Annotated in this window: 18 protein-coding genes; 8 read left to right on the top strand and 10 right to left on the bottom strand. The window is 62.1% G+C overall.

Annotation, left to right across the window (positions count from 1 at the left end; translation table 11 throughout):
* Positions 1–5: 5 nt before the first annotated feature.
* A complete protein-coding gene (locus tag BBJ41_RS42045) occupies positions 6–500 on the bottom strand; it encodes a YciI family protein (protein ID WP_335650842.1) in 495 nt (164 codons plus the stop codon).
* On the opposite strand from BBJ41_RS42045, the gene BBJ41_RS36135 reads away from it, so the two are divergent.
* Entirely contained in the window at positions 472–2,178 is a 1,707-nt protein-coding gene (locus tag BBJ41_RS36135) for an extracellular solute-binding protein (protein ID WP_167362251.1), read from the top strand. The two genes, BBJ41_RS42045 and BBJ41_RS36135, sit on opposite strands and share 29 nt — an antisense overlap.
* Positions 2,179–2,320: 142 nt before the next feature.
* On the opposite strand, the gene BBJ41_RS36130 is transcribed toward BBJ41_RS36135, so the two are convergent.
* The 3 genes from BBJ41_RS36130 to BBJ41_RS36120 all read right to left on the bottom strand — a co-directional run bounded on the left by BBJ41_RS36130 (position 2,321) and on the right by BBJ41_RS36120 (position 5,861).
* A complete protein-coding gene (locus tag BBJ41_RS36130; RefSeq protein ID WP_083282174.1) occupies positions 2,321–3,559 on the bottom strand; it encodes a porin in 1,239 nt (412 codons plus the stop codon).
* Between the two features lie 206 nt (positions 3,560–3,765).
* Positions 3,766–4,488, bottom strand: a complete 723-nt coding sequence (locus tag BBJ41_RS36125; protein ID WP_167362250.1) for a TetR/AcrR family transcriptional regulator — start codon at positions 4,486–4,488, stop codon at positions 3,766–3,768.
* Positions 4,489–4,610: 122 nt separating this feature from the next.
* Positions 4,611–5,861, bottom strand: a complete 1,251-nt coding sequence (locus BBJ41_RS36120) for an MFS transporter (RefSeq protein WP_069751077.1) — start codon at positions 5,859–5,861, stop codon at positions 4,611–4,613.
* A gap of 302 nt (positions 5,862–6,163) precedes the next feature.
* On the opposite strand from BBJ41_RS36120, the gene BBJ41_RS40935 reads away from it, so the two are divergent.
* The 3 genes from BBJ41_RS40935 (at position 6,164) to trpS (ending at position 8,125) form a co-directional block, all read left to right on the top strand.
* Positions 6,164–6,409, top strand: a complete 246-nt coding sequence (locus BBJ41_RS40935) for a hypothetical protein (RefSeq protein WP_156814988.1) — start codon at positions 6,164–6,166, stop codon at positions 6,407–6,409.
* A gap of 337 nt (positions 6,410–6,746) precedes the next feature.
* Positions 6,747–6,902: a hypothetical protein gene (locus BBJ41_RS41355; RefSeq protein ID WP_163013089.1), complete on the top strand. Its 156-nt coding sequence runs from the start codon at positions 6,747–6,749 to the stop codon at positions 6,900–6,902.
* A 209-nt stretch (positions 6,903–7,111) separates the two neighbouring features.
* Positions 7,112–8,125 (top strand): tryptophan--tRNA ligase, encoded by a 1,014-nt coding sequence (gene trpS / locus BBJ41_RS36115; protein WP_069751076.1) that lies wholly within the window; start codon positions 7,112–7,114, stop codon positions 8,123–8,125.
* Between the two features lie 9 nt (positions 8,126–8,134).
* Here trpS and BBJ41_RS36110 read toward each other — a convergent pair whose 3' ends face one another.
* Both BBJ41_RS36110 and BBJ41_RS36105 read right to left on the bottom strand, forming a co-directional pair.
* A complete protein-coding gene (locus BBJ41_RS36110; protein WP_069751075.1) occupies positions 8,135–8,548 on the bottom strand; it encodes a VOC family protein in 414 nt (137 codons plus the stop codon).
* Between the two features lie 293 nt (positions 8,549–8,841).
* A complete protein-coding gene (locus BBJ41_RS36105; RefSeq protein WP_069751074.1) occupies positions 8,842–9,156 on the bottom strand; it encodes an antibiotic biosynthesis monooxygenase family protein in 315 nt (104 codons plus the stop codon).
* 147 nt (positions 9,157–9,303) lie between these two features.
* Here BBJ41_RS36105 and BBJ41_RS40930 point away from each other — a divergent pair, with 147 nt between their 5' ends.
* Positions 9,304–9,462, top strand: a complete 159-nt coding sequence (locus BBJ41_RS40930; RefSeq protein WP_156814987.1) for a hypothetical protein — start codon at positions 9,304–9,306, stop codon at positions 9,460–9,462.
* Between the two features lie 213 nt (positions 9,463–9,675).
* On the opposite strand, the gene BBJ41_RS36100 is transcribed toward BBJ41_RS40930, so the two are convergent.
* Positions 9,676–10,047, bottom strand: coding sequence for a winged helix-turn-helix transcriptional regulator (locus tag BBJ41_RS36100; RefSeq protein WP_069751073.1), 372 nt, complete (start codon positions 10,045–10,047; stop codon positions 9,676–9,678).
* 164 nt (positions 10,048–10,211) lie between these two features.
* On the opposite strand from BBJ41_RS36100, the gene BBJ41_RS36095 reads away from it, so the two are divergent.
* From BBJ41_RS36095 to BBJ41_RS36085, 3 genes are all read left to right on the top strand, one after another.
* Complete coding sequence (locus BBJ41_RS36095; RefSeq protein ID WP_083282128.1) at positions 10,212–11,054, top strand: alpha/beta fold hydrolase; 843 nt, start codon at positions 10,212–10,214, stop codon at positions 11,052–11,054.
* A gap of 29 nt (positions 11,055–11,083) precedes the next feature.
* Entirely contained in the window at positions 11,084–12,196 is a 1,113-nt protein-coding gene (locus BBJ41_RS36090; protein WP_069751072.1) for an NADH:flavin oxidoreductase, read from the top strand.
* A 244-nt stretch (positions 12,197–12,440) separates the two neighbouring features.
* Positions 12,441–12,881 (top strand): nuclear transport factor 2 family protein, encoded by a 441-nt coding sequence (locus tag BBJ41_RS36085; protein ID WP_069751071.1) that lies wholly within the window; start codon positions 12,441–12,443, stop codon positions 12,879–12,881.
* A 15-nt stretch (positions 12,882–12,896) separates the two neighbouring features.
* Here the strand turns inward: BBJ41_RS36085 and BBJ41_RS36080 are convergent, their stop codons facing one another.
* The 3 genes from BBJ41_RS36080 to cydB all read right to left on the bottom strand — a co-directional run bounded on the left by BBJ41_RS36080 (position 12,897) and on the right by cydB (position 15,649).
* Positions 12,897–13,283, bottom strand: a complete 387-nt coding sequence (locus BBJ41_RS36080; protein ID WP_069751070.1) for a VOC family protein — start codon at positions 13,281–13,283, stop codon at positions 12,897–12,899.
* Between the two features lie 258 nt (positions 13,284–13,541).
* Positions 13,542–14,462, bottom strand: coding sequence for a bestrophin family protein (locus tag BBJ41_RS36075; protein WP_069751069.1), 921 nt, complete (start codon positions 14,460–14,462; stop codon positions 13,542–13,544).
* A gap of 179 nt (positions 14,463–14,641) precedes the next feature.
* Positions 14,642–15,649: a cytochrome d ubiquinol oxidase subunit II gene (gene cydB, locus BBJ41_RS36070; protein WP_069751068.1), complete on the bottom strand. Its 1,008-nt coding sequence runs from the start codon at positions 15,647–15,649 to the stop codon at positions 14,642–14,644.

Below are 15,649 nucleotides of genomic sequence, written 5' to 3'. Positions count from 1 at the left end.
GTGTGTCATTCCCGGTTGTCTACACGCTTCAGGAAAGGATGAATGCTGACTTGCCCCCAGACGTCTGCCGCGCTGAACGGGTCGTTCCGGTTGAACGCGATCACGTCTTCCTTGCGTTCGGCCTCGACCAGGAAAAAACTCCCGATCATCGTTTCGCCTTCGTCCGATACCAGCGGCCCGGAAATGATCGATCGCACCTTCGCACTGGCCAGGTAAGCCTTGTGTGCTTCGTAGTTCGCGAGCCGGCGCTCCAGCGCGCCCTCACGGTCAACACAATGGACGACGAAATACATGTTTTCCTCCTCGGTTAAGTCGCCAACGCCGTGCTCCCGCATCGGTGCGCCAACGATGGAACCTAGACTAATGGGGATCGCTCTGGACACCAACCGCCCGGTCATCCAGAATGGATATTCCGCTTGATCGGTTCGCGCGGTCGAACCGATGGCGGGGGAAATCACCGACGTCAACACGATGAACGAACACGAATTTCTGAGAATCATTGAGTTCATAGACGGCACCCGGGCGCCGTTCGCGGCACAGATTGCCGGCATGTCGCCCGACTCCGACTGGGCGCTGACCAGCTACCTGATTCGAGCGAAACTCCTGCAGCAAGCGGTATCGATTTCGCAGCTCATCGCAGCCTCCGGCCTTCCGTACGGAACCGCTCATCGGCGCATCAACATCCTGATCGACGAAGGGTTGATCGATATCGCCCCGGCATCGCCGACGGGAAAATCCCGCGTGCTTCTTCCCAGCCAAGCGCTGATGCAAGGGTTCGAAGCGCTCGCGCTTCAGGTCAAATCCCTGGTCGCGACGCTGGTCGGGCAGCGCGACGAAAGCCAGAACTCGGAGCAATATTATTTCGGTGAACCCAGGAAATCGCTGCAGCAACTGGTTCCGCCGTCCAACCTTCTCGAATCAAGAAGCGGCAACGGAAAGCGACTGCGGTTCCTGTTTCACGACGACAACTATTTTTCGGCGCTGCGCAATCTCTGGATCGATTTCCGCGCCAACGCCGGCAGAAGCGAAGATTTCGAACTGGTGCACCTGCAGGATCTGTACGAGAAGGCACTCGCCAACGGTGCCCGGAACGAATCCGAGTTCGACATCATCACGTTGAACTACCCATGGCTCGCCGAATTCGCTCAAAAGGAGTTGATCTCTGCGCTCGACGTTGATGTTCATGGCGCGTCCGCGAATCTTCCCGATTTTCATCCGGCCGCCCTGGCGTGCGTCACGTACGACGACTGTCTCTATGGACTGCCGGTCTACGTCACGGTCGAAAGCCTGATCGCTCGCCGGGACATTTTCGAGAACAACGCGCTGGCGTACCCGACGACCCCCAAGAATCTCCTTGCCGTGGCGCGGCGCCTGCACAAGCCCAAGCGCGACCAGTATGGCCTCGTCTGGAATGCTGCACGCGGCATGCCGATCGCCAGCGCCTTCATGTTTTTCCTGAACGCGCACGGCGGCTCGATCATCGCCAGCGGCTCATCGGCGGGTCGAACGCGTTCAAGCTCCGCACGCACCCCGCGCGTTCGCGCCGGCCTCGACAGCAAGGAGGCGCGCACGACACTGGCATTCATGGAGCAGCTGCTGTCCGTTTCCCCGCCCGGTACGCTCGACTTCGACTGGGATGACAGTCTTGGCGAGTTCATGGCCGGGCGCGCCGCGCTGTGTTACGCATGGTCGATGCGTGCCGCGCGCCTCGAGCTGGATATCCGGTCCAAAGTAAAGGGCAAGGTGATGTTTCTCCCCCATCCCAACGTCCACGGCGTGCGGCGATCGGTGCCCATCGGCGGTTTTTTTCTCGCCGTTCCGAGCAATCTGCCACCCGAGCGTGCGGCACTTGCCCATCAGGCGATCCAGTGGATGACTTCGTCGCAGGCGATGAAGTCGAATGCGCACAACGAATTGCCGGTTGCACCGCGCTTCAGCGTCAGCTCCGATCCTGAACTCAGCATCGTGTCACCGATCGTCAGCTTCGTCGACAAGCTGGCACGCAACGGCCTGATTTCCAATACGATGCGGCCGCTTACGCCCGTATACAGCCGAATCGAGGAGATCGTGGGCATCGAGATCCACAACGCCCTCTGCGGCCGGATCTCGCACGAAGACGCGCTACAGAAGCTCCAGGGCAGAGTGCAGGAACTTCTGGATACGGTGCTGGACCGTTAGCCGAACATCGACGGCCGCCTCCAGTCGCAGCGTTGACGTCGCTGTATGGGCGCTCGTTGGCCGTATCCGTGTGCATGCTGCACACGCTGTGCGATTAGATCCTGCATGCGCGGGCGTCCTGACCGCGCATGCAGCGTACCGATCAGAATCGATGCGCCAGACCGATCGCATCGACGAACTGCTGCCGTGACGCCGACGGCGTCATGCCGTTAATGGACGCCACAGCGGTTTGTCCGAGCGAATCGACACCCGATGCCCGTTGATAGACCGCGACCATGTATATGTCCGTCCGTTTCGATAGCGCGTAATGGATGCCTGCGTTGGCCTGGTTGTAATGCGCATTGTTTGCTTCGGGACCGTGTGCGAGCGTGTACGAATACGCTACTCCCAGCGACAACGCCGGAGTGAACCGGTATGAGCCATTGACCTCGATCGTGTTGAATGTGGCACTACCGGCATAGCCCAGCGGATTCGGGCCGGCGTCCGAGCCCAGACCGATGAAGCGTGTGTTCGTGTAAATCGCGCCCAATACTGCACGACCGAGTGTATAGCTCGCGCCGGCACCGACGGTTTGCAACCGGTGTGCGGACGCATAGCCGGCGATCACCGGGTTCTTTTCCGGCGTGGTCGCCGAGCCGAACGACCCGATGTTGTTCGCCTCGTTACCGCCACCGTTTGGCTGACTCCCCCACATCGAGACATTCGGGTCGTACGCGCTCATGTAGCCGATGCCGACCCGCAGCGGGCCGCCCGTGTATCCAAGGCCGGCAGCAATGGTCTGATTCTGCGACGTGTGTCCTGCGACCCCGCCGGCCCCGTACATCGCACTCGCCGACCACCCGCGCCACGTGGGAGACGTGACTTTTACCGCGTTGTTCTGACGGGCCGTCATGCCGAGGTTGTCGATATCGTCGGGATGCGCCGCGATGAATCCGCCCCATTGCACGATTGCCGTCATCGGTGACAGGAAATCGACCACCGGTGAATATTGCCGCCCGAGCGTCACTTTGCCGATGCTCTCGTTGACCAACCCGACAAATGCCTGGCGACCGAACAGAGCCCCGCCTTGGCCCAGCGCACCATTGGCCGCATTGAAACCGTTCTCCAGGGTGAATATCGCCAACGTACCACCGCCCAGCTCTTCTTTCCCCTGGAGCCCGAACCGGCTGCCGGCATACGCAGATGTCGACGCATCCAGCATCGACACCTGACGGGCGCCGTGAAGAGCCCCGCCCGCCTTGTTCACTTGCGCGTTGCTGACAAACACAACATCCGGATCGATAACCCCGTACAACGTCACGCTGCTTTGCGCGCATGCGCCGTATGCCCATGCGCAAGTGGCACCAACCACCATCACCCGTAAAACCCGCTTCATCTCCATACCTCTCTTGTATATTAAGCTATCCGAATTTAAAACCATCATGCATCGGTCCATCCACAACGAGCGGCGCACCACTCAATCGGCGGATTTTTATTGAACATCCGTTTTTCTTGTTATTAGTTATCCAAATTTTTATGAATGGCCAGACGAACGAATGTCGATCTGGTTGCTTACAGAACGTCGCTGCCGGGTTCCGGCGGCAAGAACTAATCGGCTACGGCAAGTCCCTCAAAACCGCTGATCAGGAACGGAACGAGCCGCTGATAGGCCTGTGTCAGATCCGTGGACGCAAAGCGCCCGACCGACAGCAACTCGACGCGCCCCGGCTCCGCGCTGAGCGCCACCATCGCGCCGACCATAAAACTGAAGCCGTGGTAAACATCCGTCTCCGAAACGTCAGGCATCGTGCGCCGGAACTCGACCAGATACTGCCTTGCGACCGCATCGAAATGCTTGCTGATCACCTTCGCAGCACTCGGCGAGTTGGCTAGCCGCGAGATCACCAGCGAGTAATGCTTCCAGCCTTGCCCTCCGTGGACGCTGCGCTCGACGAAAGGCCAGACATAACCTTCGACGAGATCCTTCAGCGGAATCGGGCCGTTCGAAGCGCGCTGCCTCGCAAGATCGAGTGCCTGGATGCGGTGATACGCCATCACGGACGCACGTCGCTCGATCACCTTGTCGAACAAGAGATCCTTGGTGCCGAAGTGGTATGTGACGAGCGCAATACGCGCATCCGACGCCTCCGCCACTTGCCGCATCGACGTACCGTGGAACCCGTTCTCCGCGAAGAGCGCTTCCGCAGCGTCCAGGATCTTTTCCCGCGTCGCGTCGCCAGCCTTGCGGGTCCGGGGTCGAGCCACACCCGGCAAGTTCGTCGCAATGCGGCTACGCCGCGCTGCTCCGCTCGAAATGGAGGGCTTCTTCATGTTCCTGAAAATGGTCCGCACTAAATTGGACATCTGTACAGTTTCGATTATTGCACAGCACATTTTCCGGATTGGCCCCGCTCCAGGCCCCACGCATGACGCTTCGATCGACTTTCCCGTCGCTATTCCCTTGCGAGTTGCACACCGGATGCCGGTTGAGCCGGTGATACGCGACGTTGCTGGGCGCGCGCCAGCATGACGGTGAAGATCGCGGCGAAGCCGAACGCCACGCTGCAAAGCGCAATGCCGGTAGCCAGACTGGATTTCGTGGCGATCGCACCTAGTGCGAATGGCGCGAATGCCGACAGTCCCCGTCCGAAATTGAAGCAGAAGCCGGCTCCGAGGCTTCGAACGCGAGCCGGGTACAGTTCACCGAAGTACGCCCCGAACAGGCCGCCAAACGGGAAGAAAAGCGCGGTCAAGGGTCCCATCCAGAGCAACATCGTGTCGTTTCGCATCACCGCATAGATCGGCAACATCACGGCGGCTCCGATGAACGACACGACAACGGCTCGATCGCGCCCGATCCGGTCCCCCAGCCAGCCGAAGAAGTGCAGTCCGGCGAACATGCCCACGTTGAGCAGGATCACGAAAGCCGTCATGCTTGCCGTTCCGAGCCCGCGTTCCTTGACCAGATAGGTCGGAATCCAGGTATTCGCGCCCCAGTAGCCCACCAGTGCGCATGTGGCTGCCAAAGTGCCAAGGAGGGTCGTGACGCGCAGATCGTCCGAGAAGATTTCCCGGACGGACACCGAACGCCGGGCCGCCGACGTCGACGCGCGATCGGCAAGCCACGCTTCCGATTCGCGCACGAAGACCAGCGTATAGATGGCCGCCACCACCGCGCCCACCCCGCAGAAGAACAGCACACGCCAGCCGTACGCCGGCAGCACGAATCGGGCGAGCAGAGCCGCGGCACCGAACCCGATCGGCCACGCACTGATGACGAATGATGCGGCGCGTCCTCGTTGCCGCGAAGGGAACACCTCGCTGATGAAAGCCGCGGCGACGCCCCATACCCCGCCGAGACCGAGGCCGGCCAGGAATCGGAAAATCATCAAATGGCTCCAGTCCTGCGCAAAGCCCACGGCGGCAGTAAACACGCCAAATACCAGCAGGCTTCCGACCAGCGCCTTCTTGCGTCCATGGTTGTCCGCGTACCACCCGATCAGGACGCTACTGAACCCTACCCCAACCAGTGTCGCCGTTCCGATCAGTCCAGCCATCGTGAGGGACAACTTCATATCCGCCATGATCGCCGGCATCGCGACGGCCAGCAGCATGAAGTCCATCGCATCGAACATGTATGCCAGAAAACTCGCGAACAAAACATGCCACCGATTCGGTGACCCTACGTCCAACTTCGTCGACATCGCCTCGCTCCTAAATATCCTCTGTCGGCCTGTAGCCGGTTCCGCCGTTTCCACCGCCGCCACGCAGGGTGCGTACCGGGCAATGGAATCTGCTACCGGACTGCCTGCCATCCCACGATCGACAGGTGTGGAAAGCACGTTCCGATGCGGCACCTCCCGCGGTATCGCACACACCACCCGTGCCCCCTGTCGATTCGCCGCCATTATCTGTACGAGTGTCCAATCAGATATCTAGAGAAAACCCGGCATGCTCATGTCCGCCCTCGAAAAGCCGCGGGATTTATCGAAATTGGACAGATTCGATGCAAATTCGCCTGATCACGGATAGTTGGTTGCCTGTACCGCAACGATTCCTGGTGCTGCTCTTCTCGTTGCTGCGGCCATGCAGCATGGCGAATTCTTGTCGTGACGGGGCCCGGTTCGGCAAAGTGAGCATGATCGGAATGCTGAAGGAAGGCGAAACGCACATCGAGGCCGGTGACGCGTGCCGGATGCTCGGCAACGCGTACCAGCGATCGCCAGTGCCCGTTCATGCGATGGCGCGTTGATTCGGTCATGACCTGGACAATTCTTGACGGTCTGCAAATCGCCGAACTGGTAGCATGCGCGTCGCCTCACGATAGGCGATACGCGGCAGGGTGCCGTCCGGGCTCCACGGAGCGCGCTCGGGACACCCGATCGCGCCCCTTTTCATACCGTGCAGACCGCCGTCCCGGCATCGGGCCGCCTGCGGCCATAACAACCGGATGCCTCGGCCCATGAACGCCCGTCGGTCCCGTTGGCGACGACCTGCCCGGCCCCCCGTTGAACCCCGCGACACCCCGGCATCGCCCCGCGCGACCCGTTGCAGCAACCGTTGGAGTGGCGCCTCGCGCGCCAGCAAGCATGAAGAACTCGAAGCAGCCCACCCGCACCCCGCGCGACAAAGACCGCACGCCGCTGGCGCGCGCAGGCGCGCTGCTGCTGATGGCCGGCCTGCTGTACCTGCTGTGGCCATCCGCCGAAACCGCGTGTCTCGCGCTGGAGTCGGTGATCCGCTGACGCGCCCGGCCAACCCGGCGCTGCGCTATACTCTCGCGATGGAAACCAAACCTGCCTCGCCGAACGTGCATCGCTGGTGGCGCGCCTGACCCAGGCGGCCCGTTTCCTTTTGCATGTCCCAAACGTGATGCCGCCAGCCATGGCGGCATTTGCGTTTCTGCGCCGACATCATGGCTGGCCGCTTCGACAACCCGGAGCCAACGACAACCATGACCCATCCGAACCGACCGACGATCCTCACCGGCGACCGCACGACCGGCCCGCTGCACCTCGGCCACTACATCGGCTCGCTGCGCGCGCGCGTGCAGATGCAGCACGAAGCGCGGCAATTCCTGCTGCTCGCCGATACGCAAGCGCTGACCGACAACATGGGCCGCCGCCAGCGCGTCACCGAGAACGTGATCGAGGTCGCGCTCGACTATCTCGCCGTCGGCATCGATCCGGCCGTCTCGACGATCGTCGTTCAGTCGCAGGTGCCTGAACTCGCCGAACTGTCGCAATACCTGCTCAACCTCGTCACGGTCGCGCGCCTCGAACGCAATCCGACCATCAAGGAAGAGATCCGCCTGCGCGGCTTCGAGCGTGACATTCCGGCCGGCTTCCTGACCTACCCGGTGAGCCAGGCGGCCGACATCACAGCGTTCAAGGCGACGCACGTGCCGGTCGGCGACGATCAGCTTCCGATGATCGAACAGACCAACGAACTCGTGCGCCGCTTCAACGCGACCGTCGAGCAACCCGTGCTGGTCGAATGCGAGGCCGTGCTGTCGTCGGTCACGCGGCTGCCGGGCATCGACGGCAAGGCGAAGATGAGCAAGTCGCTCGGCAACGCGATCACGCTCGGCTCGACGCCGGACGAAATCACGCAGGCCGTAAAGGACATGTACACCGACCCGAACCACCTGCGCGTGAGCGACCCGGGCCAGGTCGAGGGCAACGTCGTGTTCACGTTCCTCGATGCATTCGAGCCGGACGTGGCGAAAGTCGACGAACTGAAGGCTCACTATCGCCGAGGCGGACTCGGCGACAGCGTCGTCAAGCGCGTGCTGAACGAACGACTGCAGGCGCTGATCGAGCCGATCCGCACGCGCCGCCGCGAGTTCGAAGCCGACAAGGCCGAGGTGATGGCGATCCTGAAGCGCGGCACGCTGCACGCGCGGGAAGTGGCGGGCGCAACGATCTCTGAGGTGAAGGGCGCAATGGGGCTGACGTATTTCGATTGAGCGGCGCCGTCACGGCCGCTTGCGCTCCGGCGCAGCGGCATGACACACGGCCTCGATCCGGTTGCCGGCCGGATCGACCAGAAAGGCCGCGTAATAGTCGTCGTGGTAGTGCGGCCTCAAACCGGGATCGCCGTCGGACTGACCGCCCGCCGACACACCGGCCTCGAAAAACGCATCGACCTGCTCGCGGGAAACAGCCTTGAAACACCAGTGCCGCTTGCTCGCTCCGACTTCGGCGGGATCCAGATACACCGCCAGGAAGGTCGACGCGGTGTCGCTCGCATTGCACCGTTCGCCGTAGCCGAGCGCAGTGGGCCGGTCATAGACCTTGGATGCGCCCAGCGCGGTCATGACGGCATCGTAGAAAGGGCGAGCCAGATCGATATCCGGAACACTGATCGATACGTGATCAAGAAGTTGCATGGGTTGGTCAACCGAGAATTGAACACCTGTGGAAACGTGCAAGCGCCCTGTCGAAAAAGGCTGCACGGGCACCACGCATGTCCATTGAAATCAGGCGAAGCGGATTCGATCGGCGAACCGCCTGTCCGAATGACTTCACTGATTCAAATGGGGCATCGTGCTTTCAGATGTCATTCTACGCTGGCCTACCCGGCCCGGAAAATCTCCGATGTTTCTTGCGCGATACCGGGCTCGAGCGCCGCGCGGCGCTTGAAGATGCATTACGCGGCGGTTTCGGCGATCGATCGGCGCACCTACTTGATGGATTGAACGACCTCGAAGCCTTCAAATTCCGGATGCCCGAGAAAGAGTGAGCGACTGTCGTTCGACTCACCTCGATGCGTGGCGTCGAAGGCTTTCGAATTTCTCCATGACTCGAAGGCCACGTAATCCGTCCAGATCGTCTGACTGGAATACAGAATGTGATCTTCCCTGCTTCCACCCTTCAGCAGATTGAATTCGATGGCGCCCGGGAGTTCCCTCAGGTAGGTCTCGCGAGTCGACCAGATATGTTCGAATGCAGCTTCGGATCCGAGTTTCACCTTGAAACGATTGACTGCGATATACATGTTCAATGTTCCTCTTCCGTGGTGATGCAGGGGGGGTGTTTGCAACGCGTTGCACATGTCGCGTGGATCAGAATGCTGCTTTCGCCGCAAATGATCGACTGGCCCATCCGTCAAGCTCCGATCGTTCCGATGTCGGAGACAGCCTTCATGAAACAGTCTCTTGGCAATATCCATGTTGCACGGCATGCGCGTGTCGGCACGGTGCTCACCACGAAGAACCGACCCGATTCGCGAAGCGATCGACAAGGTGTTCTTTCCAGCGCTTCATCAGCTCGTCGCGCCAGCGTCACTCAACAATCAATATGATTTCCTGATCAAATCATGCTCTCGCTTTTTCGATGCAGACCAGATAGATCACAAAGCGAGGCGATGATGAAGGGTCGCGCCAAGTAACGAAGCCGCCATTCGACGACCGCTCGTCGACGCGAAGCGCCGGCCATTCTCCCGAATACGTATTCGTCGCGTAAATGTCGCACACGCACACGGCCTTGCAGTTGACTCGCTTCGAGCCGACGATCGTCACGCGCCTTCCCGCTCGTCATAGGCTTGCCGAGCCTGTTCGATCTCGTCCAGGTGGTTGATCGACCAGTCGTAGACGGCGCCGAATGGCACCTGCAGCGTGCGCCCCAACTCGGTAATCGAGTATTCGACGGCAACCGGCGAAGCGTGGATCACCTTGCGCGCGATCAAGCCATTACGTTCGAGGCGCCGCAGCGCCTGCGTAAGCGCCTTGTGCGTGACGCCCTCCAGACGCCGCTTGATTTCATTGAAGCGTGTGGGCTGCTCCGAAAGCAGTGTGAGAATCATCACGGACCATTTATTCGCCACCTGATCGAAAAACGAGCGCGCGGCGCAGTCCGCAAAGAATATTGCGTCAACCTCACATGCCATGCCAGATATCCTCCTGTATATCTACGCACTTCGTGGTGCGTAATTGACCGCAGATATCCGACGTATACCATAGGTGTCACCTCAATCGCACCGGGCCTCGAATCGCAAATGCGCGGCCGGCATGCCAGCCGGATTGCCCGGCTCGACACCACGGAGAATACGGAATGGAAGCAAACCCGAGCAATTCATGGTTGGCCGATGGAGCCGGTCCGGCCGACACTGCAATTGAATCGGCGGCACGTCTTTATTCAACGGATGTCGGCAGCGGCAGGAACGTGATGTTGCTGCACGGCTGGACCTGCGACGCCGACGACTGGAGCGGGCAAGCCCCCTCCTTCTCGAACAGGTATCGCACCGTGACCGTCGAACTGCGTGGACATGGAAGGTCCGAGATCATGCCGTCCGGCGCGTACTCGCCGGAGGATTATGTCGCCGACATCGAATCGTTGATCACGACGCGCTACGCGAGCGAACCCTTCATTCTGGTGGGGCATTCGATGGGCGGCCAGATTGCGGCCCGCCTCGCGGCGCGCCGCCCCGAGCTGGTCCGCGCCATCGTTTCCGTTGACGGCGCGCTCGGACTTCCCGCCGAAGCTGCCGAAGTCTTCGCGAAAACCGCGAGCGACATGAACGGGGAAGATACGCGCGGCGTGGTCACGGCCCTCTTCGAACAGGTCTACGGCCCCGGGACCGATCCGGCTCACAAGCGCTTGCACGCCAACCGGCTTCAGTCAGTGCCGTTGCACGTCATTCGCGAATCCTTCGTACCCCTGTTCTTCGGCGAGGGGCAGGTAGGTATCGGCGAAGCGAGCGCCGCGTTCTGCGCCGGCCTGACGGTGCCCGTCTACCACCTGTGCATCGATCCCGTGCAGGCCGATCGCATGCGGCCATGGTTCTCGCATCCGAAATCGAAGGTGCAGGCATGGTCTGACGCAGGTCACTGGATCATGCAAGACCGCAAGGACGACGTGAATGCCGCCGTGACCTCGTGGATCGATTCGCTGTAGTCCACGCCCTTCCAAGCTCGAGAATGCCCATGTCGAATCTTGATGTCCTGTTCAGCCCCTATCGCCTGCATACGCTCGATTTGCCGAATCGCGTGGTGATGGCGCCGATGACGCGATCGTTGTCGCCCGGCGGCGTGCCCACCGCCGACATGGCCGCGTACTACCGTCGCCGCGCCGAGCACGGCGTGGGTCTCATCATTACCGAGGCCACCGGCGTCGATCGCCCGGCCGCGCTGAACGAGCCGGACATTCCTCGCTTTCATGGCGAAACGGAGCTCGCCAGCTGGAAAACGATCGTGGATGAAGTCCATGCAGCAGGCGGGCGTATCGCACCGCAACTCATGCATGTGGGTCAGAAACGCTCGAATGCTGCTTCCGACTGGATACCACCGGCGCCCTACGAGAGTCCTTCGGGTCTTTCCTTGACGGGGCAGCCGGCAGGTGAACCGATGAGTGATGCCGACGTAGCACAAACCATCGACGCGTTCGCACGCGCGGCAGCCGACGCCGAAAGAATCGGATTCGACGGTATCGAGTTGCACGGTGCGCACAACTACCTCATCAACCAGTTTTTCTCCGAAGATTCGAATCGGCGCAGCGACCAGTATGGCGGCTCGACACTTCTCGATCGCTCGCGCTTCGCCATTGAAGTGCTGAAGTCGATCCGCGCCGTCGTGAGCCCCGACTTCCCGGTCATTCTCCGCCTGTCACAATGGAAGCCGAAGGATTTCAACGCGCGTCTCGCCGCAACGCCCCAGGTGCTGGAACAGTGGCTGGGTGCGCTCGTCGACGCAGGCGCCAGCGCCTTCCATCTCTCTCAACAGCGGTTTTGGCAGGCGGCTTTCCCGGAAGTCGACCCAGCGCTGAACCTGGCGGCCTGGGCGAAGAAGCTCACGGGCGTGACCGCCATTACCGTGGGCTCGGTTGGATTGACGAACGACGTCTACGAATCGTTCGCCGGCAAGCACGCGCAAACGGCGTCGCTCGATGGCCTGCTGGAACGGCTGGCGCGTGACGAATTCGATCTTGTCGCAGTCGGACGCCCGTTGCTTCAGGACCCGGCCTGGCTCGACAAGATCCGCGAGAATCGTCTCGAAGCCATTGCCGACTTCACGCCCTCGGCCTTCGCCACGCTGAGCTAGTTCGTTACCTCACGCGAAGCGGCCTGCTCCGTCGCACGGGGTGGAGCATGGCGGCTCTCGTGCGTACCCGCGGCCCAAGGCTGTCGCTGCCCTCCGGCGGCAGCCTCGATGCAACCCTGCTTGCCGGAACCCGCTCGAGACAACGTCCCACCCATTTCGCCACGGCTTCTTAGTCCACTCCGCCGATGTCGCGCCCCTGCGCACCCGCTATCGTTTCCCCGTCATTCACACAGTTCACGACACCATGACCCAACAGGAAACGATCGACCGCCTGGAAATCCAGGATCTGCTGACCCGCTACTGTCACGCCGTCGACCGCCGGGACTGGCGCGATTTCGAACGGCTCTTCGCGAGCAATGCGGTGCTCGATTACGCGGCTTTCGGCGGGCCGGTCGGCAACCGCGCGGAAATCGCGGACTACCTGCAACAGGTGACGTCGGCGATGCGCGGCACGCAGCACACGATCTCGACGTCGCTGGTCGTCGTCGATGGCGACGCCGCAACCGCGCGCACGGCCGGCCAGGCGATGATGATCTCGGCCGGCGACACCGGCGACGATCGCGTGTGCTTCGTCGGGCTGTGGTATCGCGACCTGCTGGTGCGGACCGAATGCGGATGGCGCATCCAGAGCCGCATGCAGGAGCGCAGCTGGATGCACAACGCGCCGCCGGTCGCGGTGCGTTGAGCGGCCCGCGGCGCGTTACTTCATCTGCATCAGCTGGATGAGGTTCCCGCAGGTATCGTCGAGAACCGCGACACGCACGGGCCCCGCGTCCATCGGCTCCAGCGTGAACCGCACGCCGTGCGCCGTGAGCCGCGCGAACTCGCCGTCGAGATCGTCGACCTGGAACGACGCCGCCGGGATGCCATCGTCGTACAGCGCCTGTTTGTACGGCCCCACGGCGCGATGATTGCTCGGCTCGAGCAGCAGCTCGGTACTGTCCGGCTGGTCCGGCGACACCACGGTCAGCCAGCGGTACTCGCCCACCGGCACGTTGTTCTTCAGCCTGAACCCGAGCTGGTCGGTGTAGAACGTCAACGCCTTGTCCTGATCGTCGACAAAGATACTCGTCACGTAGATTCGCATTTCAATTCCTCCTGATGAGGCAGCCGGCGCCGCCGTCATTCCGCTCATGCGACGCCTGGCAAACACGCCGCACCGCTATTCTTCGTCGAAATCGATGACAAACGCATAACCATCGTCGATCAGCTTGCGCAGGTAGCCGTCGAAGTCGTCGGCGATCACCGCGTAGCTGTCGGGATCATGCAGGAAACGCACGACCTGCCCGGCCTTGCCGCCCGGTGCCGGATCGAAATCGATGTAGCGCTGCGACGTGCGGCCCGCTTACGTGATCTGGTACGACGACGCCGGCACGAATTCCTCCGGCATCTCTCGGTTGCCGAGCTCCAGCACCGACCGCTCGATCGTGCGCGTCATCGCATCGAGCGCGAGCGCGTTCGGCGCGAGGCCGAACGGCTCGGCCACTTCGTTCGCGATCGCTTCGAGCGCGATCAGCGTGTACGAGATGAACACGCAGATCAGTGGCGTGAAGAACTCCGTCGAATCGACGAGACCGAACGGCAGCAGCACGCAGTACGCATACACGGTGCGATGCAGCAGCACGCTGTACGAAAACGGGATCGGCGTCGACAGGATGCGCTCGCAGCCGCCCACCGACTTGCCCAGTTCGTCGAGCTGCGTCTCGAACATCCAGCACGTCGTTTCGCTGCCGGGCGCGCGGCCCAGCGCGCGGACGATGCCGCCGCGCAGCTCGTCGAGGATCGCGACGGGCTTGAAGCATTTGCGCGCGAGCGCACCGGCGCGCTCGGCGCCGAGAATCCGCGCCAGGTCTTCCGTCGGGTCGGTATGGCGCAGTTGATGCTTCAGCGCATAAGTGAACGCGATCAGCAGATCGGCGAGCCGGCCGCGCTGCTCGTCGTCGACGTTGTCGGGCAGGTAGCGATGAAGCTGCGACGTCAGGGTGCGTGCCGCGATCAGCAGGTTGCCCCACAGGTGCCGCGCCTCCTTGAAGCGCTCGAAGCTCGCGTTGTTGCGAAACGCGAGGAAGATCGCGAGCGCGAGCCCGAACAGCGTGAACGGCGCGGTGTTGAGCGGAATTTTCTCGCCGAAGATGCGCCCGTTCGTGAAGACCGCCAGCGTGCTGACGATCGCCATGAACACGAGTTGCGGAATGATCGATTGCAGCACGGAGCCGTTCCACACGAACAGCATCCTGAGCCAGTTTTGTCGTGGTCTGACGATCATGATGTTTTCTCGACTGCCAAGGAAATACGCAACGCGGGAATACGCAACGCGGCTCGCCCGCGCCCGATGCGCAACGGCCCGCGCGTGGCGGGCCGCTTTCGGATCGATGCCGTGCCGGACGCCGCGCTGCGCGAGATGATACCCCCGCGCGCGCCGCGTTCCGTCACATCGCGTGCCGCTCAGTGATAGCCGATGTCGCCCTCGCGCACCTTGCCGCGGAACACGCGGTACTGCATCGCGTTGTACACGAGGATGATCGGCAGCACGATCACCGTGCCGACGAGCGCGAACAGCTGGCTTGAATGGCTCGACGATGCATCCCAGATCGTCAGCGACGGCGGCACGATGTTCGGCCAGATGCTGATCACGAGCCCCGTGTAGCCGAGGAACACGAGCGCGAGCGTCAACAGGAACGGCGTGGCTTCGTGCTCGCGCTTCACCGTGTGGAAGATGCCCCACACGCACGCGACGACGAGGATCGGCACCGGCAGGAACCAGCCGAGATTGCCGCTGCCGAACCAGCGGTGCGCGACGGCCGGCAGCCCGATCACGGTCCACAGGCTGACCACGCCCATCACCGCGAGCAGCACGCCCGCGAGCGGCTTCATCAGCAGCCGCATCTTGCGCTGCAGCTCGCCGTCGACCTTCAGGATCAGCCAGCCGCAGCCGAGCGTCGCATACGTGACGAGCACGCCGATCCCGCAGAGCAGGCTGAACGGCGACAGCCAGTCGAACGGGCCGCCCGCGAACTGGTTGTTCTCGATCTTGATGCCCTGCAGCAGCGAACCGAGCACGATGCCCTGGCAGAACGCCGCGAGCGCGGAGCCGCCGATGAACGCGAGATCCCACATGTGCTGCGTGCGGGTCGCCTTCGCGCGCAGCTCGAACGCCGCGCCGCGGAAAATCAGCCCGACCAGCATCAGCACCAGCGGCAGGTAATTCGCGGGCAGCAGCGTCGAATACACGACCGGAAACGCGCCATACAGGCCCGCGCCACCGAGCACGAGGAAGGTCTCGTTGCCGTCCCACACCGGCGCGACGGTGTCGAGCATCACCTGGCGCTCGGCTTTCGCGTCGAAGAACGGAAACAGCAGGCCGATGCCGAGATCGAAGCCGTCCAGCATCACGTAGATGAACACGCCGAGGCCGATGATCGCGGCCCACACGACAGGAAGATCGATTTGCAT

Origin of the sequence: Burkholderia stabilis (genome assembly GCF_001742165.1) — a bacterium.
GTDB lineage: Bacteria > Pseudomonadota > Gammaproteobacteria > Burkholderiales > Burkholderiaceae > Burkholderia > Burkholderia stabilis.
The sequence above is the reverse complement of the archived record's forward strand: the minus strand, read 5'-3'. Positions and strand labels throughout refer to the sequence as shown.